Source organism: Allonocardiopsis opalescens (assembly GCF_003002095.1).
Lineage (GTDB): Bacteria > Actinomycetota > Actinomycetes > Streptosporangiales > Streptosporangiaceae > Allonocardiopsis > Allonocardiopsis opalescens.
In genome coordinates, this window is sequence record NZ_PVZC01000002.1 from 483699 (window position 1) to 510513 (window position 26815).

28 protein-coding genes are annotated in these 26815 nt (G+C 72.8%); 20 read left to right on the plus strand and 8 right to left on the minus strand.

From position 1 onward, the window contains the following. Nucleotides 1-3: 3 nt before the first annotated feature. Both CLV72_RS08955 and CLV72_RS08960 read right to left on the minus strand, forming a co-directional pair. Entirely contained in the window at nucleotides 4-1290 is a 1287-nt protein-coding gene (locus CLV72_RS08955; RefSeq protein ID WP_106242877.1) for an ABC transporter substrate-binding protein, read from the minus strand. A 115-nt stretch (nucleotides 1291-1405) separates the two neighbouring features. Beyond that, the gene (locus CLV72_RS08960) at nucleotides 1406-3046 is read right to left on the minus strand and encodes an N-acyl-D-amino-acid deacylase family protein (RefSeq protein WP_106242881.1); all 1641 of its coding nucleotides are present in this window, start codon (nucleotides 3044-3046) and stop codon (nucleotides 1406-1408) included. Between the two features lie 163 nt (nucleotides 3047-3209). Between CLV72_RS08960 and CLV72_RS08965 the strand changes: the two genes are divergently transcribed. From CLV72_RS08965 to CLV72_RS08980, 4 genes are all read left to right on the plus strand, one after another. After that, nucleotides 3210-3944: an IclR family transcriptional regulator gene (locus tag CLV72_RS08965; RefSeq protein WP_106242885.1), complete on the plus strand. Its 735-nt coding sequence runs from the start codon at nucleotides 3210-3212 to the stop codon at nucleotides 3942-3944. A gap of 59 nt (nucleotides 3945-4003) precedes the next feature. Further along, nucleotides 4004-5149: an aminotransferase class V-fold PLP-dependent enzyme gene (locus CLV72_RS08970; protein ID WP_106242889.1), complete on the plus strand. Its 1146-nt coding sequence runs from the start codon at nucleotides 4004-4006 to the stop codon at nucleotides 5147-5149. Nucleotides 5150-5261: 112 nt separating this feature from the next. Beyond that, nucleotides 5262-6614 carry an AAA family ATPase gene (locus CLV72_RS08975; protein WP_106242892.1) on the plus strand — a complete coding sequence of 451 codons (1353 nt, stop codon included), beginning with the start codon at nucleotides 5262-5264 and terminating at the stop codon, nucleotides 6612-6614. Continuing rightward, nucleotides 6562-7230: an RloB family protein gene (locus CLV72_RS08980; RefSeq protein ID WP_245930009.1), complete on the plus strand. Its 669-nt coding sequence runs from the start codon at nucleotides 6562-6564 to the stop codon at nucleotides 7228-7230. The genes CLV72_RS08975 and CLV72_RS08980 overlap by 53 nt, the downstream gene beginning before the upstream one ends. Nucleotides 7231-7258: 28 nt before the next feature. Here CLV72_RS08980 and CLV72_RS08985 read toward each other — a convergent pair whose 3' ends face one another. From CLV72_RS08985 to CLV72_RS09000, 4 genes are all read right to left on the minus strand, one after another. Next, complete coding sequence (locus CLV72_RS08985; protein ID WP_106242895.1) at nucleotides 7259-7822, minus strand: superoxide dismutase family protein; 564 nt, start codon at nucleotides 7820-7822, stop codon at nucleotides 7259-7261. 272 nt (nucleotides 7823-8094) lie between these two features. Beyond that, on the minus strand, nucleotides 8095-8595 hold the full coding sequence (locus CLV72_RS08990; RefSeq protein WP_342755658.1) for an adenylyltransferase/cytidyltransferase family protein: 501 nt from the start codon (nucleotides 8593-8595) through the stop codon (nucleotides 8095-8097). A gap of 330 nt (nucleotides 8596-8925) precedes the next feature. After that, nucleotides 8926-9591, minus strand: a complete 666-nt coding sequence (locus CLV72_RS08995; protein ID WP_106242902.1) for a class II aldolase/adducin family protein — start codon at nucleotides 9589-9591, stop codon at nucleotides 8926-8928. Then, the gene (locus CLV72_RS09000; RefSeq protein ID WP_106242906.1) at nucleotides 9588-10196 is read right to left on the minus strand and encodes a TetR/AcrR family transcriptional regulator; all 609 of its coding nucleotides are present in this window, start codon (nucleotides 10194-10196) and stop codon (nucleotides 9588-9590) included. Before CLV72_RS09000 ends, CLV72_RS08995 begins: the two co-directional genes overlap by 4 nt. Before the next feature lie 141 nt (nucleotides 10197-10337). Between CLV72_RS09000 and CLV72_RS09005 the strand changes: the two genes are divergently transcribed. The 5 genes from CLV72_RS09005 (at nucleotide 10338) to CLV72_RS09025 (ending at nucleotide 15159) form a co-directional block, all read left to right on the plus strand. Next, complete coding sequence (locus CLV72_RS09005; RefSeq protein ID WP_106242909.1) at nucleotides 10338-11291, plus strand: carbohydrate kinase family protein; 954 nt, start codon at nucleotides 10338-10340, stop codon at nucleotides 11289-11291. A 38-nt stretch (nucleotides 11292-11329) separates the two neighbouring features. Next, on the plus strand, nucleotides 11330-12589 hold the full coding sequence (locus tag CLV72_RS09010) for an aminotransferase class III-fold pyridoxal phosphate-dependent enzyme (protein ID WP_245930010.1): 1260 nt from the start codon (nucleotides 11330-11332) through the stop codon (nucleotides 12587-12589). 167 nt (nucleotides 12590-12756) lie between these two features. Beyond that, nucleotides 12757-14154, plus strand: a complete 1398-nt coding sequence (locus CLV72_RS09015; protein ID WP_245930012.1) for a TrkH family potassium uptake protein — start codon at nucleotides 12757-12759, stop codon at nucleotides 14152-14154. A gap of 31 nt (nucleotides 14155-14185) precedes the next feature. Beyond that, the gene (locus tag CLV72_RS09020) at nucleotides 14186-14842 is read left to right on the plus strand and encodes a potassium channel family protein (RefSeq protein ID WP_106242912.1); all 657 of its coding nucleotides are present in this window, start codon (nucleotides 14186-14188) and stop codon (nucleotides 14840-14842) included. A 110-nt stretch (nucleotides 14843-14952) separates the two neighbouring features. Continuing rightward, the gene (locus tag CLV72_RS09025; RefSeq protein ID WP_106242915.1) at nucleotides 14953-15159 is read left to right on the plus strand and encodes a hypothetical protein; all 207 of its coding nucleotides are present in this window, start codon (nucleotides 14953-14955) and stop codon (nucleotides 15157-15159) included. Between the two features lie 19 nt (nucleotides 15160-15178). On the opposite strand, the gene CLV72_RS09030 is transcribed toward CLV72_RS09025, so the two are convergent. Next, nucleotides 15179-15616: an SMI1/KNR4 family protein gene (locus tag CLV72_RS09030; RefSeq protein WP_106242917.1), complete on the minus strand. Its 438-nt coding sequence runs from the start codon at nucleotides 15614-15616 to the stop codon at nucleotides 15179-15181. A 192-nt stretch (nucleotides 15617-15808) separates the two neighbouring features. On the opposite strand from CLV72_RS09030, the gene CLV72_RS09035 reads away from it, so the two are divergent. The 4 genes from CLV72_RS09035 to CLV72_RS09050 all read left to right on the plus strand — a co-directional run bounded on the left by CLV72_RS09035 (nucleotide 15809) and on the right by CLV72_RS09050 (nucleotide 20416). Next, nucleotides 15809-17008: an NAD(P)/FAD-dependent oxidoreductase gene (locus CLV72_RS09035; protein WP_211302779.1), complete on the plus strand. Its 1200-nt coding sequence runs from the start codon at nucleotides 15809-15811 to the stop codon at nucleotides 17006-17008. A gap of 64 nt (nucleotides 17009-17072) precedes the next feature. Continuing rightward, nucleotides 17073-17867 carry an SAM-dependent methyltransferase gene (locus tag CLV72_RS09040; RefSeq protein ID WP_106242920.1) on the plus strand — a complete coding sequence of 265 codons (795 nt, stop codon included), beginning with the start codon at nucleotides 17073-17075 and terminating at the stop codon, nucleotides 17865-17867. A gap of 143 nt (nucleotides 17868-18010) precedes the next feature. Beyond that, a complete protein-coding gene (locus CLV72_RS09045; RefSeq protein ID WP_106242923.1) occupies nucleotides 18011-18892 on the plus strand; it encodes an arginase family protein in 882 nt (293 codons plus the stop codon). 225 nt (nucleotides 18893-19117) lie between these two features. After that, entirely contained in the window at nucleotides 19118-20416 is a 1299-nt protein-coding gene (locus CLV72_RS09050; RefSeq protein ID WP_425428051.1) for an MFS transporter, read from the plus strand. 25 nt (nucleotides 20417-20441) lie between these two features. Here CLV72_RS09050 and CLV72_RS33595 read toward each other — a convergent pair whose 3' ends face one another. After that, on the minus strand, nucleotides 20442-21920 hold the full coding sequence (locus tag CLV72_RS33595) for an aminotransferase class I/II-fold pyridoxal phosphate-dependent enzyme (protein ID WP_106242928.1): 1479 nt from the start codon (nucleotides 21918-21920) through the stop codon (nucleotides 20442-20444). Nucleotides 21921-22039: 119 nt separating this feature from the next. Here CLV72_RS33595 and CLV72_RS09060 point away from each other — a divergent pair, with 119 nt between their 5' ends. From CLV72_RS09060 to CLV72_RS09090, 7 genes are all read left to right on the plus strand, one after another. Continuing rightward, nucleotides 22040-22612, plus strand: coding sequence for a DUF2231 domain-containing protein (locus CLV72_RS09060; RefSeq protein ID WP_146159393.1), 573 nt, complete (start codon nucleotides 22040-22042; stop codon nucleotides 22610-22612). 33 nt (nucleotides 22613-22645) lie between these two features. Then, complete coding sequence (locus CLV72_RS09065) at nucleotides 22646-23164, plus strand: sigma-70 family RNA polymerase sigma factor (protein WP_106242933.1); 519 nt, start codon at nucleotides 22646-22648, stop codon at nucleotides 23162-23164. Beyond that, nucleotides 23161-23856, plus strand: coding sequence for an anti-sigma factor family protein (locus CLV72_RS09070; RefSeq protein ID WP_106242936.1), 696 nt, complete (start codon nucleotides 23161-23163; stop codon nucleotides 23854-23856). Before CLV72_RS09065 ends, CLV72_RS09070 begins: the two co-directional genes overlap by 4 nt. A gap of 194 nt (nucleotides 23857-24050) precedes the next feature. Continuing rightward, nucleotides 24051-24251, plus strand: coding sequence for a hypothetical protein (locus tag CLV72_RS09075; RefSeq protein WP_106242939.1), 201 nt, complete (start codon nucleotides 24051-24053; stop codon nucleotides 24249-24251). Nucleotides 24252-24254: 3 nt separating this feature from the next. Further along, nucleotides 24255-24779: a DUF6879 family protein gene (locus CLV72_RS09080; RefSeq protein WP_245930016.1), complete on the plus strand. Its 525-nt coding sequence runs from the start codon at nucleotides 24255-24257 to the stop codon at nucleotides 24777-24779. After that, a complete protein-coding gene (locus CLV72_RS09085; protein ID WP_106242941.1) occupies nucleotides 24776-25618 on the plus strand; it encodes a helix-turn-helix domain-containing protein in 843 nt (280 codons plus the stop codon). Before CLV72_RS09080 ends, CLV72_RS09085 begins: the two co-directional genes overlap by 4 nt. Nucleotides 25619-26169: 551 nt before the next feature. Beyond that, nucleotides 26170-26655: an ATP-binding protein gene (locus tag CLV72_RS09090; RefSeq protein ID WP_106242944.1), complete on the plus strand. Its 486-nt coding sequence runs from the start codon at nucleotides 26170-26172 to the stop codon at nucleotides 26653-26655. Nucleotides 26656-26815: the final 160 nt, after the last annotated feature.

The following is a 26815-nucleotide window of genomic DNA, read 5'->3' on the forward strand; positions in this document are numbered from 1 at the left end:
CGGCTACTCCACCGCCGCCTCGGCGTCGGCCTGGGCCTGCGCCAGCGCCTCGGCCGGGTCGACGTCCTCGGTCAGCACCCGGGCGACCTGGGTGAGGATCGCGGTGCGGATCTGCGGGGTCTCGGTCTCGAAGCCGGCGATCACGGCGGTGGTGGCGTTGGGCAGCTGCTCGTGGAAGGTGGGCACCCAGGGGTTGGCCTCGACGAAGTCGGCGGGCACCTCCACGTCCGTGCCGACCAGGCTGGGCGCCAGGCCCTCGGCCATCGCGGCCTGGCCCTCCTGGGTGAACATCCACCGGACGAAGTCGCGGGCCAGCTCCTTGTTCTGGCTGTTGGCGTTGATGCCGATCGCGAAGCCGGCGTAGGTGGAGCCGTCGGTGGTGAAGGGCAGCGGCGAGGCGCCGATGTCCTCGCTGGTCACCGTCTCGTTGTCGGCCACCATGGTCAGCAGCGCGGAGCTGTTGTCGATCATCATTGCCACCTCGCCCTCGGCGAAGCGGGAGCGGAAGGTGGAGGCGTCGTCGCCGACGGCGAAGGCGCCGGAGTCGTAGACCTCCTGGTAGGCGGTGAGCGCCTCGATGTTCTCAGCGGAGTCGATGGTCAGCTGCTCGCCGTCGGACCAGCCGCCGCCGAAGCCGTACGGCCAGTTGGCGAAGTCCAGCCACCAGACGGTCTCCTCGTTCATCTGGTGCCGCACCGCGAAGCCGGTGGCGCCGGTCTCGTCCTGGACGGTCTGCGCGGCCTCGACCAGTTCCTCGGGACTGGTCGGCGGCTCCACGCCGGCCTCGTCCAGCAGGTTCTCGTTCCAGAAGAAGGCGAAGGGGACGCTCTCCCAGGTCAGCGCGAGCTGCTGGCCGTCGACGGCGAAGTTCTCGTTGGTGGCGTTCAGCCGCTCCTGGTCGGCCGGGTCGAGGACGCCGTCGAGGGGTTCCAGCGCCCCGGAGGCGGCCAGTTCCGGGAAGTAGGTGTCGGGGATGATGAACACGTCGGGTCCCTGGCCGCTGCCGATCTGGGTGCTGATCGTGCGTTCGTAGTCGGCCCGGACGATCTCCTGCTGGACCAGTTCCACCTGGGGATTGGCCTCGGAGTAGCCGCCGACGGCACTCCAGATCTGCTCGCCCCTGCCGGGTTCGAGCCACTGCCAGTTGGCGAAGGTGAGCTGCCCGCCCTCCTCCACCGAGGGGCCCTCGCCGCCCTGGCCGCCGCCTCCCGCCCCGGCGCAGCCGGACAGCGTCAGGCCCAGCCCCACGGCGACGCCAAGCGCCGCCCCGCGCATCGTCTTCGACCTCATCGCCTCTCCCAGCTACCGTCCTGCTGTTGCACATGTCGCAACGCTTGTTGCGCTCTTTGTGGGGTGAAACTTTGCTGGTGGGAGGGCCGCGTGTCAATAGCGGATTCCCGAACCGTTATCCGCGCGGGTCCGTCCGGCGGCGCAGCGCGCGCCCGGGCAGCAGGCCGGTGCGGCGGCCGTAGGCCAGGGTCTTCACCCCGTTGACGAACACGTGCTCGATGCCCGCGGGGCGGCGCTTGGGGTTCTCGTACGTGGCGGTGTCGGCGACCCGGTCGGGGTCGAAGACGACCAGGTCGGCCACCGCCCCCCGGCGCAGCACGCCCCGGTCGGCCAGGCCGAGGCGGCGGGCCGGGCGCGAGGTGAAGTGCGCGACGGCCTCCTCCAGGCTGAGCAGGCCCAGCTCGCGGACGTAGTGGCCCAGGTAGCGGGGGAAGGTGCCCCAGCCGCGCGGGTGCGGCCGGGCGCCGACCAGGATGCCGTCGCTGCCGCCGGTGTGCGCGCGGTGCGTCATGATGGCGCGCACGTTGTCCTCGTTGCCGACCTGCACCAGGCAACCGGTGGCCAGCTCGTCGGCGAGCAGCAGGTCGAAGAAGAGCTCGGCCGGGGCGGCGCCGCGCTCGGCGGCCAGCTCGGCGATGGACCGGCCGACCGCCCACGCCTGCTCCTCGCCGGTGCCCGAGATGACGATGGTGGACCAGTCCATCGGCATGCCGTGGTGGCCGTCGGAGCCGCTGACCTCGATCTCGTGCGCGATCTCGGCGCGGCGGGCCGGGTCGCGCAGCCGCGCCAGCGTGGCCGCGGTACCGCCGGCCTGGACCCGGCTGGGCAGCAGCGCCGCCAGGTAGGTGGCCCCGGCCAGGTAGGGATAGGTGTCGAGGGTGACGTCCAGGCCGTGCTCGGCGCTCGCGCGGTCGATCGCGTCCAGCACCTCGTGGGCGCGGCCCGCGTTGGGCGGGAAGTTGACATGGCAGTGCGCCAGGTGCAGCGGCACCTGCGCGCGGCGGGCGATCTCCAGGCAGTCCAGATAGCCGCGGACCACCTCGGCGCCGTAGTTGCGGTGGTGCGGGCAGTAGTAGCCGCCGTGGGCGCGGACCGCGGCGCACAGCTCGACGATCTCCTCGTCATCGGCGTACATGCCGGGGGTGTAGGTGAGGCCGGTCGACAGGCCGGCGGCGCCCTGCGCCAGCCCCTCCTCCACCAGCGCCCGCATCCGGGCCAGCTCTTCGGCGGTGGCCGCGCGCTCGTCGGTGCCCATCACGGCCAGCCGCACGGTCCCGTGCGGCACCAGGTAGGCGGCGTTGACGGCGGCGCCGCGGTCGATCCGGTCCAGGTACTCGCCGACGCTGCGCCAGTCGTAGTCCAACTCCGGGTCGCCGTTCCAGCCGCGCAGCTGCTCGCGCAGCTGGCCGAGGGTGGCGTCGGTGACGGGGGCGTAGCTGAGCCCGTCCTGGCCCAGCACCTCGGTGGTGACGCCCTGCGCCACCTTGGCGATGTGCTCGGGATCGGCCAGTACGGCCAGGTCGGAGTGGGAGTGCATGTCGATGAAGCCGGGCGCCACCACCAGGCCCCCCACATCGATCGTGTGCTGGGGCAGCGGGAAGCCGGGCCGGTGCCGCTCCATCGAGGCGATCCTGCCGTCGCGGATCAGCACGTCGGCGCGGCGTGGCGGCCCGCCGGTGCCGTCCACCACCGTGCCGCCCCGCAGCAGCAGTTCGTAGTCGGGTCGCCAGTCCGCCGCCGCCTGCCGGTCCACCATCACGCCTCCGCACCTGTTGCGCCATATGCAATCGAGGCGGCATTATATGCACGCACTCATGGCCGTCACCGGGCCGGCGCGGAGCTGCCGCCGCCCGGGCGGCCCGCGCCGGCGCGGGCGTACCGCGGCGGCGCCACCACCACGGCGAGGAGCACGGACCGGTATGTCGCAGACGGTGCAGCGGGCGATCGTCATCGTCGAGTTCCTGGCCGAGCGGGCGCGGGGGCTGTCGGAGGTGGCCGACCGGCTCGGCGTGCACCGCTCCACCGCGCTGCGGCTGCTGCAGACGCTGGAGGCCAACGGCTTCGCGCTGCGCCGCGCCGACGGCAGGTACGCGGTCGGCACCCGGCTGATCGCCATCGCCCAGGAGGCGCTGGAGTCGCTGGACGTGCGCCAGGTCGCCGCCCCGCACATCCGCGCGCTGCACCAGTCCTGCGGCCACACCATCCACCTGGCCCAGCTGGTCGGCCGGGAGATCATCTACATCGACAAGGTGGAGTCCTCGGGCGCGGTGCGGATGTACTCGCGGATCGGGCGGCCCGCCTCACCGCACGCCAGCGGCGTCGGCAAGGTGATCCTCGCCCAGCTCACCCCCGAGCGGCGCGAGGAGGTGCTGGCCGCCGCCGAGCTGACCTCGCACACCAGCACCACCTTCGACACCCTCGGCGCGCTCGACGCCGAGTTGGAGCGGATCGCGCAGCGCGGCTGGGGCGTGGACGACGGCGAGTTCGAGGACTTCATCAACTGCGTCGCCGCCCCCGTGCGCAACAGCACCGGCGACATCGTCGCCGCCGTCTCGATCACCTCGCTGAAGGTCATCGCGGCGCTGCCCGAGCTGAGCAAGCTGCTGCCCGAGCTGCGCGCCACCACCGACGCCATCTCCCGCGAGCTGGGCTGAGCCGTCCGGCCGCCCCTTCGCCACCGACCGCCCCCGAACCGAAGGACGACCACGCGACCATGGGCTTCCACACCGCGCTCGGGCTCACCCGGGTGATCAACGCCAGCACCACCTTCACCGCGCTGGGCGGCTCGCTGATGCCGCCCGAGGTGCTGGACGCGATGCGCGAGGCCGCCGGCGCCTTCGTGGACATGCACGAGCTGCACGCCGCGGCGGGCCGCCGGCTCGCGGAGCTGACCCGCAACGAGGCCGCCTACGCCACCTCCGGCTGCGCGGCCGCCCTGGTCCTGGGCGTGCTGGCCGCTCGCACCGGCGGCGACCCCCGGCTGATCGGCCGGATCTCCGAGGGCGCGGCCGGCGAGCCCGATATCCCCGACGAGGTCGTGATGCACGCCGCGCACCGCATCCCCTACGACCCGGCCGTGACGCTGGCCGGCGCCCGCGTCCGCCAGATCGGCAATGTGCTGCAGACCTTCGACTGGGAGCTTGAGGCGGCGCTCACCGAGCGCACCGCCGCCGTCCTCTACGTCGCCGGCTCGCACCTGCCGCCCGGCGCGCTCCCGCTGGACCAGGTGGTCAGGGCGGCGCACGAGCGGGGCGTGCCCGTCATCGTCGACGCCGCCGCCCAGCTGCCGCCCGTCTCCAACCTGTGGCACTTCACCGCCGAGGCCGGCGCCGACCTCGCCGTCTTCAGCGGCGGCAAGGCCCTGCGCGGCCCGCAGGCCAGCGGCCTGATGGTCGGCCGCGCCGACCTGGTGGAGGCCGCCCGCCTCAACGGCGCCCCCTACCAGCGGCTGGCCCGCGCGATGAAGGCGGGCAAGGAGGAGATCGCCGGCCTGCTGGCCGCCGTGCAGCGCTATGTCGAACTCGACCACGACGCGCTCGCCCGCGACTGGGAGGCGACCGTCGCCCACTGGCTGGCCGAACTGTCCGACCTCCCCGGCGTCACCGCCACCCGCGACCCCCTCAACGAGGCCGGGCAGCCGGTCCCCCGCGTCCACCTGCGCGTCGACGCCACCCCCGACCGGGTCGCCGCCGCCATCACCGCCCTGCGGAAGGACGACCCCGCCGTCGCCGTCCTCCCCGACGCCCCCCTCGGCGCCGCCCGCGGCCTGTGGCTCGGCCCCGACCAACTCCAGCCGGGCGAGGCCGAGATCGTCACAGCCCAGGTCAGACGCCACCTGGGCGGACTCGCGGCAGACTGAGGCACGCGAGGCCATCTGGACAGCGGTTTGGCAGCTCTTTACGACGAAAGCCTTCGCAAGTTGACCTCAAACTGCATAGTGTGGCGCTGGACGGGCGTGAGAGAGGGCGACCATGCTGTTGAGGTTCCGAGTGAAGAACCACCGCTCGCTCCGGGACGAACAGGAACTCTCCCTTGTGCGGGTCCCCCGAAGGGGCGAGCCGAAGCCGAAGGGCGGCGAGATCCCGCCCACGGCGCGGGTCGCCGGGATCTACGGTGCGAACGCCTCGGGTAAGTCGAACGTGCTGGATGCGCTGCGCTGGATGAAGGAAGCCATCTACGAGTCGCATATGTTCTGGCCTCCCGACAAAGGAGTACCACGGACGCCGTTCTTTCTCGACAAGAAGGCGCGCGCCGACCCATCGTTCTATGAGATAGATTTCACCTGGGAACAGGTGCGTTATTCCTATGGCTTCGAAGTCACTGACGCAGCCGTCACGAGCGAATGGTTGTTCACCTTTCCACATGGACGATCACAACGACTATTCGAGCGCTCCACCACGAACGAATACTCCTTCGGCCGCCATCTGACCGGTCAACTGGATCAGATCAGGAAGCTGACTCGCGAGAATTCACTATACCTTTCATGCGCCGCTTCCAATAATCATCATCTCCTCAGGAACCTACATCATTCACTGTCCCAGAGCATCAGGTCCGCCCACGTCGGAGACCAAGCCGCTCGCACAAGCGCCACGAAACAAATCATCAAGGACCCCGTAGACCAGTCTCACATCGACCGCCTTCTCCAAGTTGCCGATCTCGGCATATCGGGAACCGAGATCACCAAGAGTTCTTTCCCGGAGACGGCAATAAGTCATTTCGAAAACCTTATCAAAGACCTTGAGGTTCCCGAGGAATTATTTGACCAGATCAGCAAAGGCGCGAGAGAGGACCTCGCGTTCAAGATCTCACTTCGGCACCAGCCGACCGGCGGCATACTCCCGATCGACCAGGAAAGCGACGGCACTCAAGCCTGGCTGGCGCTCGCCGGGCCACTCCTCAGCGTCCTTCGGAACGGAGAGGCCTTTCTGGTGGACGAAATCGACTCCAGCCTGCATCCCATGATCACGTCGACCTTGATCCGGATGTTCAAGGATGTCGAGATCAACCCGAGGAACGCACAACTCGTGTTCGCCTCCCACGACACGGCCCTGCTCGGTAGCATGCTCGAAAACGATCTGCTGGAGCGGGACGAAGTATGGTTCACCGAGAAGGACCAGGACGGCGCTACGTCGCTGTACTCCCTCGCCGAGTTCCATCCTCGGGGCTCGGAGAACACCGAGCGCGGCTACCTGCAAGGTCGCTACGGGGCCGTCCCGTTCGTGAACTTCGCGGATATCCGGAAACTCTTCATCGACATTCATCGGGCGTCCGATGAGCCCGCGCCGGGGAAAGCCGAGTCTGCGCCGCAAGGTCGGCACGCGTGAGGCGCGGCCGCGCCTGCTGATCGCCTGCGAGGGCACGGTGACCGAATGCCAGTATATTGAAGGGCTGAAACGCTACCTGCAGTCACAGCTGGTCGAGTTACGGGATTGCCGGACCCTGGGAATCGGGTGCGATCCGCTCAATGTCGTCAAGGCCGCCATCGATGAACGGAACAAGGAAGCCAGGAAGGCGGATGCGCGCGGCGACGCCAACCTGCGCTTCGATGAGGTGTGGTGCCTGGTCGACGTTGACGAGCACACCACCCTGCTGCCCGCTCTGGAGACCGCGAAGAGGAACGGCATCAAGGTCGTCGTATCCAACCCGAGCTTCGAACTGTGGCTGCTGTACCACTTCCAGGACTATCTATCGGCAGTGAGCCGCGACCACCTGGCAAAGAACAAGCTGCCCAAGCGCATCCCCGGCTACGACAAGCACCTGCCGGACGACTTTCCCTTCGCGGCCCACGAAGCAGCGCGCCAGCGCGCCCAGCGGGCCTGCCCCGAGCACACAGAGGCGAATCGCAACGGCCCGAACCCGTCGACCAATGTCTGGCTCGTGGTCGACGCCGTGAGCGACACCGGCAAGCGCGGCCGCGAGGTGAAACGGGCGCGGGGCTGATGCCGCCCAGGCGTCGGATCGGCGGCGGTCAGGACATCGAGAAGGTGAGGCAGCCCAGGCGGGCGCCCGCGGTGCCGGCGACGCCGTGGCCGGTGGCGGTGTGGTGCTCGTGGATGACCACCGAGTGGGCCTCGTCCTCGCGGAAGGTCCAGTTCACCGCGGCGTGCGCGGAGTCGTGGCCGGTGTGGTCGGTGGTGAAGTCGAGCCAGATCTCGTTGCTCGGATTGGCGTAGGCGGGGTCGACGGAGGGCTGCACCGGGTCGACCTCGTTCTGGTAGTGCGGCCCGGCGTCGGCCGGGTCGGGGCCGCAGCGCTCGGTGTGCACATGCGCGCCGTACTCGCGGTTGGGCTCCAGCCCGTGCACCGTGAGGTTCACGGCCGTGCCGCCGTTGCCGCTGCTGGTGACCCGCACCGCGCCGCGGGCGCCCACGGGCACCGACTCGTCGTAGGAGACGGCGATGCGCCCGGGGCCGTACAGGCCGAAGGTGGAGTTCATCGAGGTGACGGACGAGGAGGCGGCGAGTCCGCCGGGAGCGATGACGAAAACGGTGCCGAGCAGTGCTGCGACCGCCTCGGCGAGCGGGTTGGACATGATCGATCCCTCCGTCGGAAGACAGTTCTGAAACGACCGGCGCGACGTGCCCCGGAGGGAGGGACCGCCGCCGAGCGGAACACTAACCCGCCGCGGGCCGAGAATGAAACACCCCAGGTCGGCGCGGCGCGGACCGGTCGCACACCGTCGCGCCCCAATGCCGACATCGCACTTTTCGCACCGATTCAACGGCATTTTCCGGCCGGTATCGACGCGAAGCCGTCAATCCATTTCATGGCGAAACGGAGCGGATGCCGCATTCCCAGGTACGGTCAGGACTCCAGCCGGTTCAGCAGCCGGGTGGTGGACTGGTCGGGGACCAGCGCGATCTCGACCACCTCGATGCCCAGTTCGGCCGCCGCGAGCCGCTTCTCGGCGGCGTAGGGGTCGCCGCTGGTGTAGGCCAGCGCCGTGGGATCGCAGGCCCGCAGCACGTCGAGGTAGGCGTCGGGCTTGTTCACCTGCGGGTCGCCGTGCACCAGGAACACTCCGTCGACGCACTCCAGCGCGGCCAGCACCTCGGCCCGCTGCGCCGCCGGCACCACCGGCCGCCCCGGCCCCTTCCAGGACCGCACCCGGGGATCGTCCTCGACCCCCACCACCAGCGCCGTCCCCGCCGCCCGCGCCTGCACCAGGAAGCGCACATGCCCGACGTGCAGCAGATCGAAGACCCCGGTCACCGCCACCGGCCGCACCCCGCCGCCCGGCCGCCGCCACCACGACACCGTCAGCCGCTCACCGCCACCGTCCACCGACGCCCCCCGCTCCTCCACAAGCGACAGGGTACTGATGCCCGCCACCCCCGGGCGAAGCAGGGACGGGCCCGGCGGCCCCGGCCGCCCGCCGCGCCTCGGTGGCGAGCGCGCCCGACCCGCTGTTCGGCGGGAAGACGGCCACCACCCGCTTGGCCGGGGCGAGCCGCTTCACCGCGCGGACCGCCGTGTGCACGCTCACGACCCTTGACCCCTCACGCTCAGTTGCGACCAGACCGAGCGGGTCGTGTATAGTTTGGTCGTACCCCGCCAGAGGTTAACGTCTCTGGCCTAGCGGCTCCTTCGGGAGCCGCTTCTTCTTTTCGGCCGGGTGTTCCTTCCGCGCCGGAGTCAGGTCCCTTCCGGCCGCCACGGGCGGGCCGAGCGTTCGATGACGGCGACGAGTTCGGCTTCCGTCAGGACGCGGGGCTCGCCCAGTTGCGAGGCGCGGATGTAGACGCCGCAGAGCCATTCGAGGAGTTCGGCGTTGTCGCGGGCGCGGGTGAGGTCGGGGCCGATGGCGAGGGCGCCGTGGTTGGCCATCAGGGCGGCCGACTTTCCGTCCAGGGCGGTGAGGACCGACTCGGCGAGTTCAGGGGTGCCGTAGGTGGCGTACGGGGCGACGCGGACGGTGCCGCCGAGGGCGAGGGCGGTGTAGTGCAGCGGCGGGAGTTCGGTGCGGACGGAGGCGACGGCGACGGCGTCGCGGGAGTGGGTGTGCACGGCGGCGCCCGCGAAGGTGGTGCGGTAGACGCCGAGGTGCAGGCTGGTCTCGGAGGTGGGGTCCAGGGTGCCCGCCAGGCGGTTTCCGGCCAGGTCGAGCACGGGGCAGTCGTCGGGTTCGAGCGCGTCCAGGGCGACGCCCGCCGGGGTGACGACCACCAGCTCGCCCAGGCGGGCGCTGAGGTTGCCCGAGGTGCCGGTGACGAGTCCGGCGGCGGCCAGCAGGCGGCCGGTGGCGCACAGCTCGCGGCGCAGCGCCTCGGTAAGGACGGCGGGGTCGGCGGCCCCGGTCACCGCTCCTCCTCGGGGACCGGCACGACGCGGTCGAGTTCGGCCAGCAGCAGGCGCTCGACCCGGGCGGCGGGCATCCGGTCGGGGTAAAGCACGTGGTGAAGGCTGAGGCCGTCGACCAGGGCGAGCAGCCGCTCGACGAGGTCGTCGGGGTCCTCCGCCGACACGATCTCGCCCCCGGCGGCCGCCTCGTCCAGCAGGGTGCGCAGGGCGTCGCGCAGGTCGCCGCCCTCGGAGCGCTGCACCTCGGCGAGTCCGGGGCGGCCGAGGCTCGCGCCCCAGAAGCCGATCTCCAGCCGGGTCTCCTCGGCCCGGGGGGCGTCCAGCGGCAGGTTGTCCAGCAACAGGGCGCGCAGGGCGGCGAGGCCGTGCGCCGCGGCGAGCTTGGTGTGCAGCCGCCGCACGATCCGCTGGTGGGACAGGCGGAGCGCGTGCAGCAGGATGTCGGCCTTGTCGGCGAAGTAGTGGGTGAGCACGCCGTTGGAGTAGCCCGCCTCGCGGGCGATGGCGCGGGTGGTGGCGCCGTCGATGCCCTCGCGCACGATCACCCGCCAGGCCGCCTCGACGATCTCCTGCCGCCGCGCCTCGTGGTCGACCACCTTCGGCATTCCCCCGACCTCCGCCCCGCCTCCGCGCCCCGATCCGGACCTTTCCGAGTATTTCTTTTTAGTCGGGCGCCTGTCTACTATGGCGGCTCCCGTACGCGGCCGGGTCCGTCCCGCCCGGCCGCCCGAACCCGAGGACCGCCCATGACCGCATCCGCGCCCGTCCCGGGCACCGTCGTCACCCTCGGCGCGCACATCGTGGACGTGCTCGCCCGCCCGGTCGAGGCGATCCCCGACGGACAGGACACCCACGTCGTCGAGCAGATCCGGGTCACCGCGGCGGGCGCGGCGGCCGCCACCGCCGTCGACCTGGTCCGGCTCGGGCTGCCCGTCGAGACGGCCGGGGCGATCGGCGACGACGAGCTGGGCGACTTCCTGCTGGCGATGCTGGCCAGGCGCGGCGTCGGCACCCGCCACCTCGTCCGCCGCTCCGACGCGCAGACCAGCGCCTCGGTGCTGCCGATCCGCGCCGACGGCGGCCGCCCGTCCTTCCACGCGCCGGGCGCGAACCTCACCGTGCAGACGGCCGACGTCGACCCCGCGCTGCTGCGCTCGGCGGCCGCCGTGCACCTCGGCGGCCCCGACGTCACCTTCGGCCTGAACGAGCCCGGCTTCCTGGCCCTGCTGGACGAGGTGCGCGCGGGCGGCACGATCGTCACGATGGACCTGCTGTCCAACCTGCCCGACCTGGTCGCGGCCACCGCGAGCTTCCTGCCGCACATCGACTACCTGCTGCCCAACGAGGAGCAGGCCCGAGCGCTGGCCGGCACCGGCGACACCGCCGCGGCCGCGGCCGCGCTGCTGGCCGCCGGCCCCGCCGGGGTGGCCGTCACGCTCGGCGCCGAGGGCAGCCTGCTGGCCACCGCCGACGGGCAGCACCACGTCCCCGCACTGCCGGTCGAGGTGGTCGACACCACCGGCTGCGGCGACGCCTACAGCGCCGGCTTCCTGGCCGGGCTGCTGCACGGCCGCCCGCCGCTCACCGCCGCCCACTGGGGCACCGCCGCCGCGGCCGCCACCGCCACCGGCCTCGGCTCCGACGCCGGGCTCACCGACCTGCCCACCGCCCTGCGCCCGCTCGACCCCGCGCACCGCTGAGGGCGCGGCCCGCGCCGAACACCCAGAAGGGGACCACCGTGACCCAGCCGAGCACCCGGCCCGCCGGCCGGCACCCGCACAGCGACGCCGACCTGCGCGCCCGCGCCGCCCGCGCCGTGCCGGGCGGGATGTACGGGCACCTCAACGCCGCCCTGTTCCCGCCGGACTTCCCGCAGTTCTTCGTGCGCGGCGAGGGCGCCCGCACTGTCGACGCCGACGGGCGCGAGTACATCGACCTGATGTCGTCGTGGGGCCCGATCCTGCTCGGCCACCGCCATCCCCGGGTGGAGGAGGCCGTCGCCGCCCAGCTGGCCAGGGGCGACACCCTCAACGGCCCCGGCCCGGTCTTCGTGGAGCTGGCCGAGCTGCTGATCGAGCTGGTGCCCTCCGCCGACTGGGCGATGTTCTCCAAGAACGGCACCGACGCGACCTCCCAGGCCCTGGTGGTGGCCCGCGCCGCCACCGGCCGCGCCAAGGTGCTGATGGCCCACGGCGCCTACCACGGCGCGAACTCCTGGTTCACCCCCGCCACCGTCGGCCTCACCCCCGCCGACCGCGCGGACTTCGTGGAGTTCGCCTACAACGACCTCGCCAGCGCCGAACGGGCCGCGGCGAGCGCCGAGGGCGACGTGGCCGCCATCATCGTCACCCCGTTCCGGCACGACGCCTTCGAGGACCAGGAGCTGGCGGACCCCGCCTTCGCACGCGGCCTGCGCGCGCTGGCCGACCGGATCGGCGCCGCGCTGGTCATCGACGACGTCCGGGCCGGCTGGCGGCTGGACCTGGGCGGCAGCTGGGAGCCGCTGGGCGTGCGCCCCGACCTCACCGCCTGGAGCAAGGCGCTCGGCAACGGCCACCCCATCGCCGCCGTCACCGGCACCGACGCGCTGCGCGACGCGGCCGCGAGCCTGTACAGCACCGGCTCCTTCTGGTTCTCCGCCGCGCCGATGGCGGCCGCCGTCGCCACCCTGGAGACCCTGCGCGACACCGGCGGGATCGCCGCGATGGCCCGCGCGGGCGAGCTGCTGCGCGCCGGGCTGGCCGAGCAGGCCGCCGCGCACGGACTCGCGGTCACCCAGAGCGGCCCGCCCCAGATCCCGTTCCTGACCTTCGCCGACGACACGAGCTTCGAGAAGGCGTACCACTGGACGACCGCCGCGCTGGCCGCGGGCGTCTACGTGCACCCCTGGCACAACTGGTTCCTGAACACCGCGCACACCGAGGACGAGATCCGCACCGCGCTGGAGCGCACCGACGACGCCTTCGCGAGCACCCGGCGCCGCTTCGGCGCCGACTGAGCCCCACGCCGCCCGATCGCCGGGTCGCCCCCGCGCCGTCCGCGGGGGCTGGCAGTATTGGTCCCCGCGGCAGCTCCCGGTGCCGCCGCCGGGCCACCGGGGGCACCTCCGCCGAGCCCCGCGAACGGCACCAGCGGCAGCGGGCGAGGAAGGTGGGCGGTGCGGTGGTGAGCTGGACGCTGGGCATGCGGCGCCGCCGCAGGCGCGACGGCTTCGCCCGGATGCTGCACAAGCTCACCCCCACCTGGCGCGCCCCGGCCCGCATCGTGCTGACCGCCTTCTTCGTCGGCATCATGATCGGCACCGGCCTGCTGATGCTGCCGGCCGCCACTGCCCCCGGCTACCAGACCACCTTCGTCGACGCCCTGTTCACCGCCACCTCGGCGCTGTGCGTGGTGGGCCTGGCCGCCGTCGACACCGCGGTGCACTGGTCCTTCCTCGGCCAGGTGATCATCCTGTGCCTGGTGCAGGTGGGCGGGCTCGGCATCATGATGCTGGCGGCCGTCTTCGGCCTGCTGGTCTCCCGCCGGGTGGGGCTGCGCCTCCAGATCACCGCGCAGACCGAGAGCCACGGCCTGGGCCTGGGCGACTTCCGCTCGCTGGCGCTGAACGTGGCGCGGCTGAGCCTGTTCTTCGAGGCGGTCACGGCCGTGCTGCTCACCGCCCGGTTCTGGCTCGGCTACGACTACACCTTCCCCCAAGCGCTGTGGTTCGGCGTGTTCCACGCGGTGGCCGCGTTCAACCAGGCGGGCTTCGCGCTGTTCTCCGACAGCATGATGGGCTTCGCCGCCGACCCGTGGATCTGCCTGCCGGTCATCGTCACCGCGATCGCCGGGGCGCTGGGCTTCCCGGTGCTGGTGGAGCTGCGCCGGCGGCTGCGCACGCCGCGCCGCTGGAACCTGCACACCAAGATCACCGTGATCACCTCCGGGCTGCTGCTGGTGGTCGGCTTCCTCCTGATCACCGCGCTGGAGTGGAACAACCCGAACACCCTCGGGCCGCTGAGTCCGGGCGGCAAGCTGCTGGCCGGGTTCTTCCACGGCACCATGCCGCGCAGCGCCGGCTTCAACAGCGTCGACGTCGGCCAGATGAACGAGGCGACCCTGCTCGGCACGATGGTGCTGATGTTCATCGGCGGCGGCAGCGTGAGCACGGCCGGCGGTATCAAGGTCACCACCTTCGCGCTGCTGCTGTTCGTGCTGGTCGCCGAGGCCCGCGGCGACAGCAAGGTGAACGTGATGGGCCGCACCATCCCGGCCACCACCCAGCGGCAGGCCATCAGCGTGGCGCTGATCAGCCTCGGCGTGGTGGTGGTCGGCACGATGGTGCTGCTCACCATCACCGACTTCGGGCTTCCGGTGGTGATGTTCGAGGTAGTGTCCGCGTTCGGAGTGGTAGGACTCTCCACGGGGGTGACACCCGACCTCCCGCCCGCCGGGCACGTCCTGATCACCGCGCTGATGTTCGCCGGACGGCTCGGGCCGGTCACCCTGGCGGCCGCGCTGGCGCTGCGCGAACGCAGCCTGCGCTACGAACTACCCGAGGAGCGACCCATCGTTGGCTAGACGCAAATCCGCATCCGGCCGGGCGCGTGCGATGCCCAAGGACACCCGCGTGCTGGTGATCGGCCTGGGCCGTTTCGGTGGTTCGCTCGCCCTCGAACTGGTCAGCTCGGGCTGGGAGGTGCTGGGCGTCGACTCCACCCAGCGCCTGGTCCAGGAGTTCGCCGAGCGGCTCACCCACACCGTCATGGCCGACTCCACCGACCCCGAGGCGCTGCGGCAGATCGGGGCGCACGAGTTCAGCCGCGCCGTGGTCGGCATCGGCACCGACGTCGAGGCGAGCATCCTGACCACCTCGCTCCTGGTCGACCTGGGCGTCAGCAACGTCTGGGCCAAGGCGGTCTCCCGCCAGCACGGCCGCATCCTGGAGCAGATCGGCGCGCACCACGTCGTGCTGCCCGAGCACGACATGGGCGAGCGGGTGGCCCACCTGGTGACCGGCCGGATGCTGGACTTCATCGAGTTCGAGGACGAGTTCGCGCTCGGCAAGACCCGCCCGCCGGCCGAGGCCGTCGGGATGCGGCTCGGCGACTCCCAGTTGCGCTCCAAGTACGGCATCACGGTGGTGTGCATCAAGCGGCCGGGCGAGGACTTCACCTACGCCACCGCCGACACGGTGGTGCACCGCGGCGACGTGCTGATCGTGGCCGGGAAGACCCGCCAGGTCGAGCGCTTCGCCGAGCGCTCCTGAGGCCCGTCCGCTCCTGGCGGGCCGGGCCGCGGCGCCGTTTGCCGCGCCGGAGCGCCGGGTAGCTCAGCGGGTTCAGGCGCCTGCCAAGCGACCGTAGGGGGCGAAGGCGAATGCAGCGCGGCAGCGACAAGCACAGCCCGAGGGTGGACGAGAACCTGCGCCACGAGACCGAGGGCATGGTCCGCAGCGGCCACCCCACCCGCGCGCGGGAGGACCGGGAGGTCGAGCCGACCGTCACCGACGACGGCACCTCCGCGACCGAGCGTCCCGACGCGGCCGACGAGGAGTTCGAGGCCGACCGCGAGAGCGGCGGCTAGCAGGGCCGATCGGCCCCGCTCACTTGTACCAGTCGTCGCCGTCCGAACCCGCCCGGCACTCCAGGTAGTCCTGGAGCGACCGGGCGACGCATGTGCGCTCGTCGGTCTCGTGGTCCCAGGCGAACACGTCGGGCCGTTCCGCCGGTCCCCGGGCGTAGCCGAACCGGTCGCCGCCGCCGTTGTCGCCGATGAGCATCAGCCGGTCGAAGGGCCGGTACAGCTCGGCGAAGTCGGCGTTGCTGCGGAACTCGGTGTTCTCCTCGATGATCTCCCGCACCGACCACACCAGCCCGGATCCGTACTCGGCCCGCACGCCGTCGCTCTGCCGCAGCAGCTCCCTCAGGTCCTCCGGGACCGCCTGGCCCAGCCGGCGCTCGATCCGGTCGATCTCCGCGTCGGACGCGGGCGCGGCGAACTCCGCGTCGGGGTACAGCCGCCCGGTCAGCTCTTTCCACATGGCAGGCCCTCCGACCGTCCGCGAGAACAGCGATCATGCTAGGCGCCCCGGGCCGCCGCCATCACCCGCGCCGAGGGCACGCGCCCGCGGCGCCCGTCCCGCCCGGACGGCCGCCCGCGCCGGGCGGCGATCGCGTAGCGTGCGGTCCGGGAGCCGCCGCGCGGGCGGCCGGGGTGCGTGAGGAGTGCGTCGATGTCGGAGGCGGACCGCCGGATCGTGGTCGTGGGCGCGGGTGCGGGCGGGCTGCGGGCCGCCGAGGGGCTGCGGGCGGCCGGCTTCACCGGTGAGCTGACGGTGTTCGGCGCCGAGCCGCACCTGCCCTACTACCGGCCGCCGCTGTCCAAGCGGGCGCTGGTCGAGGGCGTGAGCGACGAGGTGGTGGCGCTGCGGCGGCGCAAGAGCGCGGCCGACATCGACTGGCGCACCGGCCGCGAGGTCGCCGCCGCCGACCTCGCCGCCCGCAAGGTCCGGCTGGCCGACGGCGAGGTGGCGGAGTACGACGGCCTGGTGGTGGCCACCGGGCTGCGCGCGCTGCGGCTGCCGCTCCCGGGCGGGCCGCGCGGCCGCCACGTGCTGCGCACCCGCGACGACGCCGCCGCGCTCCGCGCCGAGCTGGCGCCCGGGGCGCGGGTGGTGGTGGTCGGCGCCGGCTTCGTCGGCACGGAGGTGGCGGCGAGCGCGGTGGAGTCCGGCTGCGAGGTCACCGTGCTCGACCTGGTCGAGGTGCCGCTGCTGCGCCAGCTCGGCCCGGAGCTGGGCGCGGCGATGCGGCGCCGGCACGAGGCGCGCGGTGTGCGCTTCGCGCTCGGCCGCACCCTGGAGGCGCTGCACGGCGCGGACGGGCGGCTGCGCTCGGTGGAGCTGGACGACGGCACCCTGCTGCCCGCCGACGTGCTGGTTGAGGCGGTCGGTTCGCGGCCGAACGTGGAGTGGCTGACCGGCAACGGCCTGGACCTGGGCGACGGCGTGCTGTGCGACAACGCGCTGCGGGTGGGCGGCCGCGACGAGGTGGTGGCCGTCGGCGATGTGGCGCGCTTCCCCAACCCGCTCTTCGGCGGGCCGCCGCGCCGGGTCGAGCACTGGAACATGGCGCCCGACACCGCCAAGCGGGCCGCGCGCACCCTGGCGGCCGCCGTCGCCGGGGAGCCGGTGCCCGACGAGCCCTTCCGGCCGGTCCCGTCCTTCTGGAGCGACCAGTACGACCTGAACCTCCAGTCCTTCGGCTCCCCCGAGCTGGGCATGGCCGATGTGCGGGTGCTCGACGGCGATCCCGACGGCGAGGTGGTCGTCGGCTACCACCGCGAGGGCGTCCTGGTGGGCGTGGTGCTGATCGGCTTCGCCGACCGCTACCGCGAGTTCCGCACCCGCATCGCGGCGGGCGGCGCCGGCTGACCCGCGGGCGGCGGGCGCAAATTCGATTGCCCGGCCGCCGGGACTTCTGCCAGCGTCGCGGATCATGAGCGACGAATCCGACCGGTCCCTCGCCGACCGGCTCAGCCTGCCCGAGTACCCCCGCCTGCCCGAGTACCCCCGAACCGCCGGCTACGACCCCGAGTGGGTCATCGCGAACATGATGGGCCCCAACCCGCTGTGGCTGCTGGAAGCGCTGACGCGCGACCTGGAGCTGTCGCCGGGCATGCGGGTGCTCGACCTCGGCCCCGGCCGCGGGCTGACCTCCGTCTTCCTGGCCAAGGAGTTCGGCGTCCAGGTGTGGGCGGCGGAGCTGTGGGTGGAGCCCACCGAGATCTTCCGGCTGGCCGCCGAGGCCGGAGCGGGCGACTCCGTCTTCCCGATCAAGGCCGAGGCGCACGACCTGCCCTTCCCGCACGGCTTCTTCGACGCGGTGGTGAGCATCGACTCCTACCACTACTTCGGCACCAGTGACCTCTACCTGGACTACCTGGCCCGGTTCGCCCGCCCGGGCACCCGGATCGGCATCGTCGCCCCCGGCCTGACCGCCGAGTTCGACGCGGGCGTGCCCGAGGAGCTGAGCGGGCTGTGGGACCCCGCCTACTACTCCTTCCACAGCCCCGACTGGTGGCGCCGGCACTGGGAGCGCAGCGGCCGCGTCGACGTCGAGGCGGCCGACCTGGTCCCAGACGGCTGGCGGCTGTGGCGGCTGTGGAACGAGGTCTGCCCGCTGCCCGAGGACCCGGCCATCCGGGAACTGGTCCGCAACGAGCACGAACTGATCAGGACCGACCAGGGCCGCCACCTCGGCTTCACCCGGGTCATCGGGCGCTTCCGCTAGGGGCGCGCCCCGGCCCCTTCGGGCGGCCGGACCACCTCGCGCCCCGCCCACCCCGCCGCGAAGCCGCGCCGGTGGCCCGGGTGATCATGGAGGCAACCGACGCGGCCGCGACGCGGCCCGCCGCCCGCTTTCCAGGAGACGCCATGCGCCCGCTCGCCCTGCTCGACGCCCCGTCCAACCTCGGGCTGCACCCGCCGGAGGAGGGTTCGGTACCCGGTTGCCACAAGGCGCCCGGCGCGCTGCGCGACCAGGGGCTGCTCGCCCGGCTCGGCGCCCGCGACGCCGGGGTGCTCACCCCGGCGCGCTACCGGGCGGAATGGACGCCGGGCACCGTCCGCAACGAGGAGGCGATCGCCGGCTACACGCGGGCGCTCGCCCAGCGGCTGGCCTCGATGCGCACCGCGGGCGAGCTGCCCGTCGTCCTCGGCGGCGACTGCAGCGTGCTGCTCGGCGCCGGGCTGGCGCTCCGGCGCACCGGCCGCTTCGGCCTCGCCTACCTGGACGGCCACCTGGACTACCGGCACCCCGGCAACAGCATCGGGGTGGGCGCGGCGGCCGGCGAGGGGCTGGCGCTGCTCACCGGGCGGGGCGGGGCACTGGCCGAGCTGGACGCGGGCGCCCGGCCCTACCTGCGGCCCGAGGACGTCGTGGCCATCGGTTTCCGTCCGGACGACGAGGACATCGAGGAGACGGCGGCGGCCGGGATCACCCTGCTGGACGCGGCCGCGGTGCGGGCCGACCCCGGGGCGGCGGCCCGCGCGGCGCTCGACCGGCTCAGCGCCGACCACCTGGACGGCTTCTGGGTGCACGTCGACGTCGACGTGCTCGACGCCGAGCTGATGCCCGCCGTCGACTCCCCCGAGCCCGGCGGCCTGGACTTCGACCAGCTCGCGGCGGTGCTGCGCCCGCTGCTTGCCTCTCCGCTGGCCGCCGGGGTGGACCTGGCCATCTACGATCCCGACCTGGACCCCGAGCTGGCGGGCGCCCCGCGCCTGACCGATCTGCTGGTGCACGCCCTCACCTGAGCGGTCCGCCCCCGGTGCCGGTCCGCTGCGCGGGCCGGCCCGGTCGGCCCGTCATCCCATGTCCGGACAAATATGCGCTCGGCCCCTGTCGCGGCGCGGTCGGCGCCAATACGCTGGTCGCGGCCGAGCGCGCGCCGGATCCGCCAGACCGGTACGCGCCGATTCCCCGTGCCCGCAAGGCGTCAGACGAAAGAAGAGCGCCCGTGGCGGCGCCGACGAGGAGGTGTGGTGAGGACTGACGACCGGCGCGCGGTGCGTGCCGACGTGACCAGCAGGCGGGCCCGGTTGGCGGTCGCGGGGCTCTTCCTGGTGAACGGGTACACCTTCGCCAACATCGTGCCCTGGATGCCGGTCATCAAGGACCGGCTCGACCTCTCCAACACGGCGCTCGGCCTGGCCATCGCGGCCAGCCCGGCCGGCGCGCTGCTGCTGGGGATGCTCGCCGGGCCGCTGATCGCCCGGGTCGGCAGCGGCCGGGTGGCCGCGGCGGCGGGCGTGCTGAGCGGGCTGCTGCTGCCCGCGGCCGGACTCGCGCCGAGCTGGGCGGCCTTCGCGGCGGTGATGTTCGGGCTCGGCACCCTGGACGCGTGGATGGACTCCGCCATGAACGCGCACGGCCTGCGCGTGCAGCGGCGCTACGGCCGGTCGATCATCAACGGCTTCCACGCCCTGTGGAGCATCGGCGCCGTGGCGGGCGGCCTGACCGCGTCGGCCGCGAGCGGGCTGGGGGTGCCGATCCTGGCGCACCTGTCGGCCGTCGGCGTGCTGCTGGTGCTGGCCTCCGTCGCGACCGTCTTCTTCCTGCTGCCGGGGCCCGAGCACGCGGAGCGCCCCGACGAGGCCCGCGCGGCCGGCGACGCGGACGGCGCGGACACGCCGAGCACCGCCGACCCCGGGAGCACCGGCACTCCGGCGCGCGGCGGGCCGCTGGCCGCGCTGCGCCGGATCGGCCCGGCCGCGCTGACCCTGCTCGGGCTGGGTGTGCTGCTGGTCTTCGCGGGCGGCATGGAGGACTCCGCCTCCTCCTGGGGCGCGGTGTACATGAGCGAGTCGCTGCACGCCTCCGCCTTCGCCGTGGGCCTGCCCTTCGTCGCCTGCCAGACGATGATGACCATCGGCCGCCTGCTCGGCGACCGGTTGACCGACCGCTTCGGCGCCCGGGCGGTGGGCCGGGCGGGCGCCCTGCTGGCCGGCGTCTCGCTGGCCGTGGCGCTCGCGGTGGCGCACCCGGTCGCGGCTGTGGTCGGCTTCGGCCTGCTCGGCCTCGGCGTGTCCACCCTGTTCCCCGCCGGGCTGCACGCCGCCGGGAACCTGCCGGGGGTGCGCAGCGGCGACGGCGTCACGATCGCCGCCTGGCTGGCCAGGGTCGGCTTCCTGGCGCTGCCGCCCCTCATCGGCGCGATCGCCGACGTGGCCGGGCTCGGCCTCGCCCTGGGGGTGATCCCGGTCATCGCGGTGGGCGCCGTGCTGCTCAGCGGCATCCTCGAACCGCGCCGGTCCGCCCGGGCGGCGGACGCGGACTGACGGCCGTCCGGGGGCCGGGCCCGGCTCAGCCGGGCTCGGCCTCCGCGGCCACCACCCTGACGCTGCCCAGTTCGGGATCGGCCGCGTCGGGCACCACCATCCCGGCCTCCACCCCGCTGCGCAGGTAGCGCAGCACTCCGGCGTGCAAGCGCTCGCCGGGGAGGACGGCCGGGACTCCCGGCGGGTAGGGCGTCAGCATCTCGGCGGCCACCCGGCCCGCCGCCTTGTCCAGCGGCACCTGCTCGACGGCGGCGAAGAAGGCGTCGCGCGGCGACATGACCTGCTCAAGGCGCAGGTCGGCCGGGTCGGGCACCGCCACGACGGGGGCCGGCCGCAGCTTGGGCGCGTGCGCGACCAGGTCGCGCAGCCCCTCCAGCAGGCGCCCGGCGGTGTGCTCGTCGTCGGCGTGGCTCAGCTGGGCGCTGATCCGGCGGTGGTCGGCCAGGTGCAGGTTGATCTGGTGCTCGGCGCGCAGCCAGTCGGCCAGCCGGTAGCCGCTCACCCCCAGCGCGCTGACATCGATGACGATCTGCAGCGGGTCCTGGTCGTAGGCGAGCCCGGGGCCGCAGAAGGCGTCCGGCCCGTTCACCCGCAGCCCCTCGACGGCGCCGATCTTGTCCCGTAGCTCCCCGGCGAGCGCCAAGGCGCGGTCGTACAGCACCCGGCCGTGCTCGGCCATCTGGCGGCGCCAGCCGTCCAGCGCCGCGTAGACCAGCACGGACGGGCTCGTCGTGTCGAGCAGGTCGGCGCGGGCGCTCAGCACCCGCGGATCGATCAGCTCGCCGCGCAGGTGGTAGACGGAGCCCTGCTCCAGGCCCGAGCCCATCTTGTGCACCGAGGTGACGCACACGTCGGCCCCCGCGTCCATCGCCCACCGGGGCAGCCCGGGGTGGAAGGGCAGGTGCGCGCCCCACGCCTCGTCCACCACCAGCGGCCTGCCCCGCTCGTGGCAGACCTCGGCGATCGCGGCCAGGTCCGCGCAGGTGCCGTACGGCGTGGGGCTGGTCACCAGCGCCCCGGACGCGTAGGGGTGCTCGTCGAAGGCGGCGGCGTACTCCTCGGGCCCCGGCGGGTGGGCCAGGTGCCGCTCGGCGTCCCAGTGCGGATCCACCCAGACGGGCCGCACCCCCGACAGCACCAGCCCCGACACCACCGCCTTGTGCGCGTCCCTGCCGATCAGCAGCGTCTCCCCCGGCCCGGCCACCGCCAGGATCGCCGCCTTGACCGACAGCGAACTCCCGCAGGTGGAGAAGAAGGTCCGGTCGGCGCGCACCGCGTCCGCCATCAGCGCCTCGGCCTCGGCCAGCACCCCCTGCGAACTCCGCCGGTCGTCCAGCCCTGCCGTGGCGAGCACATCGGACCGGAACACGTCCGTACCCAGCACCGCGGCGACCCGCGGGTCGGCGCCCCGCCCCTGCTTGTGCCCGGGCGGGGTGAAGGGGGTCTGACCGGTGCGGTGATAGGCGTCGAGAGCGTCGAGCACGGGAGCGCGTGAGTGGTCCACATCCGTGCGGATGCCCTGGCGGCTCGGGGGGAAACGCGGGGCGGCCGGCACTCCGGCGTCCGCCCGCGTCCGTCCCGCCCGGGTTGAACCGGACGGGGCCGGGCGCCGTAGTGACGGGTATGGAGACACGATCCTTGGCGCTGGCCGTGTTCGGGGTACCGGCGCATCCCCTGGTGGTGCACGCCGCCGTGGTGCTGGTGCCGCTGGCGGCGCTGTGCGCGGTGCTGGTCGCGGCGCGGCCCGCCTGGCGGCGCGCGTACGGCTGGCCGGTGCTGGTGCTCACGCTGGCCGCGGCCGTGTCGGTGCCGGTGGCGCAGTTCACCGGTGAGCAGCTGGCCGAGAGCCGCGGGCAGCTCAGTCCGGCGGCCGCGGCGCACATGGCGCTCGGCCAGCAGATGATCGCCCCTACGCTGGTGTTCGCGGTGGCGGTGGCCGCGCTGGTCGTCGGCGGCCGGATGGTCGACCGCCGTACCGCCGACCTGCCGGTCGCGGCCCGGGTGGGCGCGGAGGCCGGAGACGGCGGGCCCGTCCCGGACGGGGGCGGCGGGCCCGCCCCGGCGTCCGCCGTGAGCCTGCGCACGGCGATGGTGCTGGTGCGGGTGCTGGTGGTGCTCTCAGCGGCCGCCGTGGTGTTCATGGTGATCCGGGTGGGCCACGCCGGGGCCGCCTCCGTGTGGGGCACCGGCGGCTGAGGGCGGGGCGACGGCGGGCGGGAGGCGGACCGGGTGTCCACCGAGGAACGGCTGCTGAAGGCGCTGCACGACGAGCACGCCTCCGCGCTGTGGCGCTACGCCCTGCGGCTGACCGGCGGCGACGAGGGCCGGGCGCAGGACGTGGTGCAGGAGACGATGCTGCGCGCCTGGCGGCACCCCCAGGTGCTGTCCGCCCCCGACGTGGAGGCGCGCCGCTGGCTCTTCCGCACCCTGCGCAACCGGGTGATCGACGAGTGGCGGGCCCGCCAGGTACGCCCCGAGGTGGTCACCGACGCCCCGCCGGAGCGGCCGACCGACGACGAGGTCGACGCCGCCGTCGAGTCGCTGCTGGTGGCCGAGGCGCTGCGCCGCCTCAGCCCGGCGCACCGCGAGGTGCTGGTGGAGTGCTTCTACCAGGGCCGGAGCGTGTCGGAGGCGGCGCGGCGCCTGGGGGTGCCGCCGGGGACGGTCAAGTCGCGCACCTACTATGCGCTGCGCGCCCTGCGGGTCGCGCTGGCGGAGATGGGCGTCGTAGAGGAGGGGGACGGATGAGCTGCCCGCACCGGTTCGACACGGCCGCGTACGTGCTGGGTGCGCTGGACCCCGACGACCGCGAGCGCTTCGAGGCGCACCTGCGCACCGGCTGCGCCGAGTGCCGCGCCGCCGTCGGCGAACTGGCGCCCATGCCCGGCCTGCTCGCACACGCCTCGGCCGACGACCTGCTGGAGTCCGCACCGGCACCACCGGGCGGCCTGCTGCCCTCCCTGGTGGACCGGGTGCGCCGCACGCGCCGCCGCTCGCGGCTGCGCACCGCCACCGCGGCCGTCGCGGCCGCCGCCTGCCTGGCCGCCGCCGCCTTCGCGGCCGGCGCGCTGCTGCGCCCCGCCCCCCCGCCCGCGACGCCCGCCCCGTCCCCGTCCGCCGTCGCCGCCCCGGCGGTCTTCGAGCCGGTCGGCGGGGTCGACATGTGGGGCGCCGCCACCCTGGTCGAACGCCCCGAGGGCACCCGCATCGAACTGGACTGCGTCTACAACAGCCGCTACGACTACGGCGACGCCACCACCGGCTACGTCCTCACCGTCGTCCGCGCCGACGGCAGCACCGAACGCGCCGGCAGCTGGGACGCCCGCGACGCCGAACAGGCCGAGGTCACCCTGTTCACCCGGGGCAAGCCCGAGGATGTCGTCGCCATGGAGATCCGCGACCTGGACGGACGCTTGGTGCTGCGGTGGCCCAGCGGGTGAGGGGAGCGGGTCGGGTCGTCACCGCTGACGACGCCCGGCCGCGCGGGCCATCCTGGTGGTGGTCAATCCAAGATGAGGCCGAATGCCAAGGCGGAACGCCGGGGCGATAGCCCTGCTGGCGGACCGGCTGAACGCACTCCCTGCCTGGACACTCAGGGTTACGATGCGACCACCTACGAAGGAGGGACTTCGCGATGGAGTTGCGCATGATCGGGTCGACGTCCAAGGAGGGCGACTGCCCGACTCTGTACGAAACCGAGACGGGTGACATCGTCGTGCAGGGCGATCAGCTCACCGAGCCTGAGGCACTGGCCCAATTGAAGCATGTCAAGCCGGGAGAAGCCGCCGTTGTCATCCCGCGTGCCTTGCTCACTCAGTACGCGCCCAAGGAGTAGGCCGTGCTGGACCGCATCACCGGCCCGCAGATCACCGAATTCTTCAAAGCCGGATTCGAGCACACCGCGTGGCGTTTGGAGACCAGGCGGGCCTACGGGGTCGCCTCCGAGACCGAGGAATTCCAGGCATGGCTGCGCGGGGAACCCGCCGAACCCGATCCGCAGCGGCCGTGGCTGGCCACCATGCGCGCGCTCAGGTCTGCGGGGAAGCGCGTCGAGCGGGTGCGGATCATCGATGACCCACCGACCGACTACCAGCGGTGGCTGTTGTCCGATGTCGCCGACAGTATCGACGCGGGAGAGGACATCCGCTACCTGGCGCGGGCTGACGCCGGGCTTCTCCCCCACGCGCCACACTCGGATTTCTGGCTCTTCGACTCCAAGACCATCGGCATTTTCGCCTTCGACGGAGACAGATCCCTCGGCATGCGCCTGACCGACGACCCTGACCAGGTACTGAAGGGCTGTCAGATCCGCGATGCCGCGTGGCACTTCGCCCGGCCGGCCACGGTATTCATACCCCTATGAGTACCGATTTCCAGCAGGCTCGGCTTGCTCTCGGTGCGCGGCTTCGTGAGCTGCGCACCGAGAGCAAGCTGACCGGTCGCCAGATGGCCCAAACGCTGGGCTGGGTCCACTCGAAGATCTCCAAGCTGGAGAACGGCAAGCAGACCGCCACGGCCGAGGACTTGACCGCATGGGCTCGTGCATGCGGTCGTCCAGAAGCCGCCGGGGAACTGGTGACGCTGCTACGCACCATGGAGTCCAGGTACCGCACCTGGCGCCGCCAGCTTGCGGCCGGGCACAGACCTCGCCAAGAGGCTGGGATCAACGAATCCCAGCGCACCACTCTGTTCCGGGGCTTCCAGGAGTCCTGCATCCCCGGCATCTTCCAGACGGCCGAGTACGCCCGCCACATGTTCATGGTGAGCGCTGATTTTCACCAGACCCCTCGTGACACCGAAGAAGCGGTGCGGGCACGAATCCGCCGCCAGGAGATCTTGTACGACTCCAAGCGCAGGTTTCGGTTCGTCGTGTGGGAAGCAGCCTTGCGGATGCTCATCTTTCCGCCCGAAGTCATGGCCGGACAGCTGGACCGACTTGCTGGCCTGGCAGGACTCGACACCGTCGAGTTGGGGATCATTCCGTTCAGCTCGCGGCTGCGACTGCCGCCGAGCCACGGGTTCTGGATCTACGACGAACGGCTGGTCATCGTGGAGAACCTCAACGCCGAACTGTGGCTGGACGACTCCGTAGATGTCGCCCTTTTTATCCGCGCCTGGGACCGTTTCCAAGAGTCTGCGGTGTATGGGCACCATGCGCACCGGCTGATCGCCGGAGCGCGCGCCGCCCTCAAGGGTGCATGAGCAATCGCAAGAACCAGCTCGAACCCCGTTAGAAACAAAGAGAAACTTTCCAGCGGGCCGGGAACCGGGAGCCTTACCGTCGTCGTCATCACACCTTCTAAGGAGGCGATGACGATGGCGAACCCAGCGCCGCAGCGCGTCGCAGTCGACAGTTGGCGTCATCAACTGGCGACGAGACTTGATCCCCACACCGACTCCGACCGCACCCTCACCGCGCTCAGAATCGCCCATCGCATCCGTTGGTCCCGAAATGGGAATGGCTCTCCGGTCGGCTGGTCGGAGGCCGCTCGGAATGCTCTGCGTCGTCTCATCCGGTGCGCGCGTGGCTTCGTTCCCAGGACGTGGTGTCACGGTCGGCGCGCCACCGCCCCGCGCCGATTGCCGCCGCTGCGGCGTCGCCCGGAGGCGTCGTGGGAGCGTACCGAGACCTTGGCGATGGAGGACATCGCCAGGGCACCCGCCCTGGTCCGTCCGTACCTTGTCGCGCATGAGCGCGCGTCGGCACAAGGGCGGCGCGGGGGTTCGGATGCCTTGGCCGAGGCGGCTGTGCGGTGATCGGTCTCGGTGGTGCCGTGATCGCGATGCCGGGGACGGTGGATCGGCGGTTTGCGGGTGTGGCCGCGTCGGTGGCCGATGCGCGGCGGTGGGTGCGGCGGGTACTCGACGACAACCGGGTGCCGGATGACGTGGTGGATACCGCGCTGCTGCTGGTGTCGGAACTGGCCACCAACGCGCTGTCTCATACCTGCTCTAGTCGTCCGGGTGGATGGTTCGGCTTGCGGGTGGCGTGTGATCGCGTGCGGCGACACGTGCGGGTGGAGTGCGACGATGCGGGCAACCGCACCGGAACCCACCCCCGCTACGCGATGAGCGGCCCCGATGCGGCCGGTGGACGAGGGCTGGCGCTGGTGGCCGCGCTGGCCACTGCCTACGGGGACCGGGCCGATGCCACCGGGCGCACCGTGTACTTCGAACTGCACTGGCCGAAGTCCTCCGGCCGACCGGTGCCGCCGCCCGCCCGGCGCGGCGCCCCCTGATCGTCCCGGTCGCGGGGGTCGAGCACCCGCCCGCCCCCGACCTGCCCCAAACAGGGGCGGCGCAGGCCCCAGGGGGACACTCCCCCCCGCGGCCGGAACCCCCATCACCCGTTCCGTCTCCGGCGCACCCATGCGCGCCCCGCCCTCAAGGACCCCAACG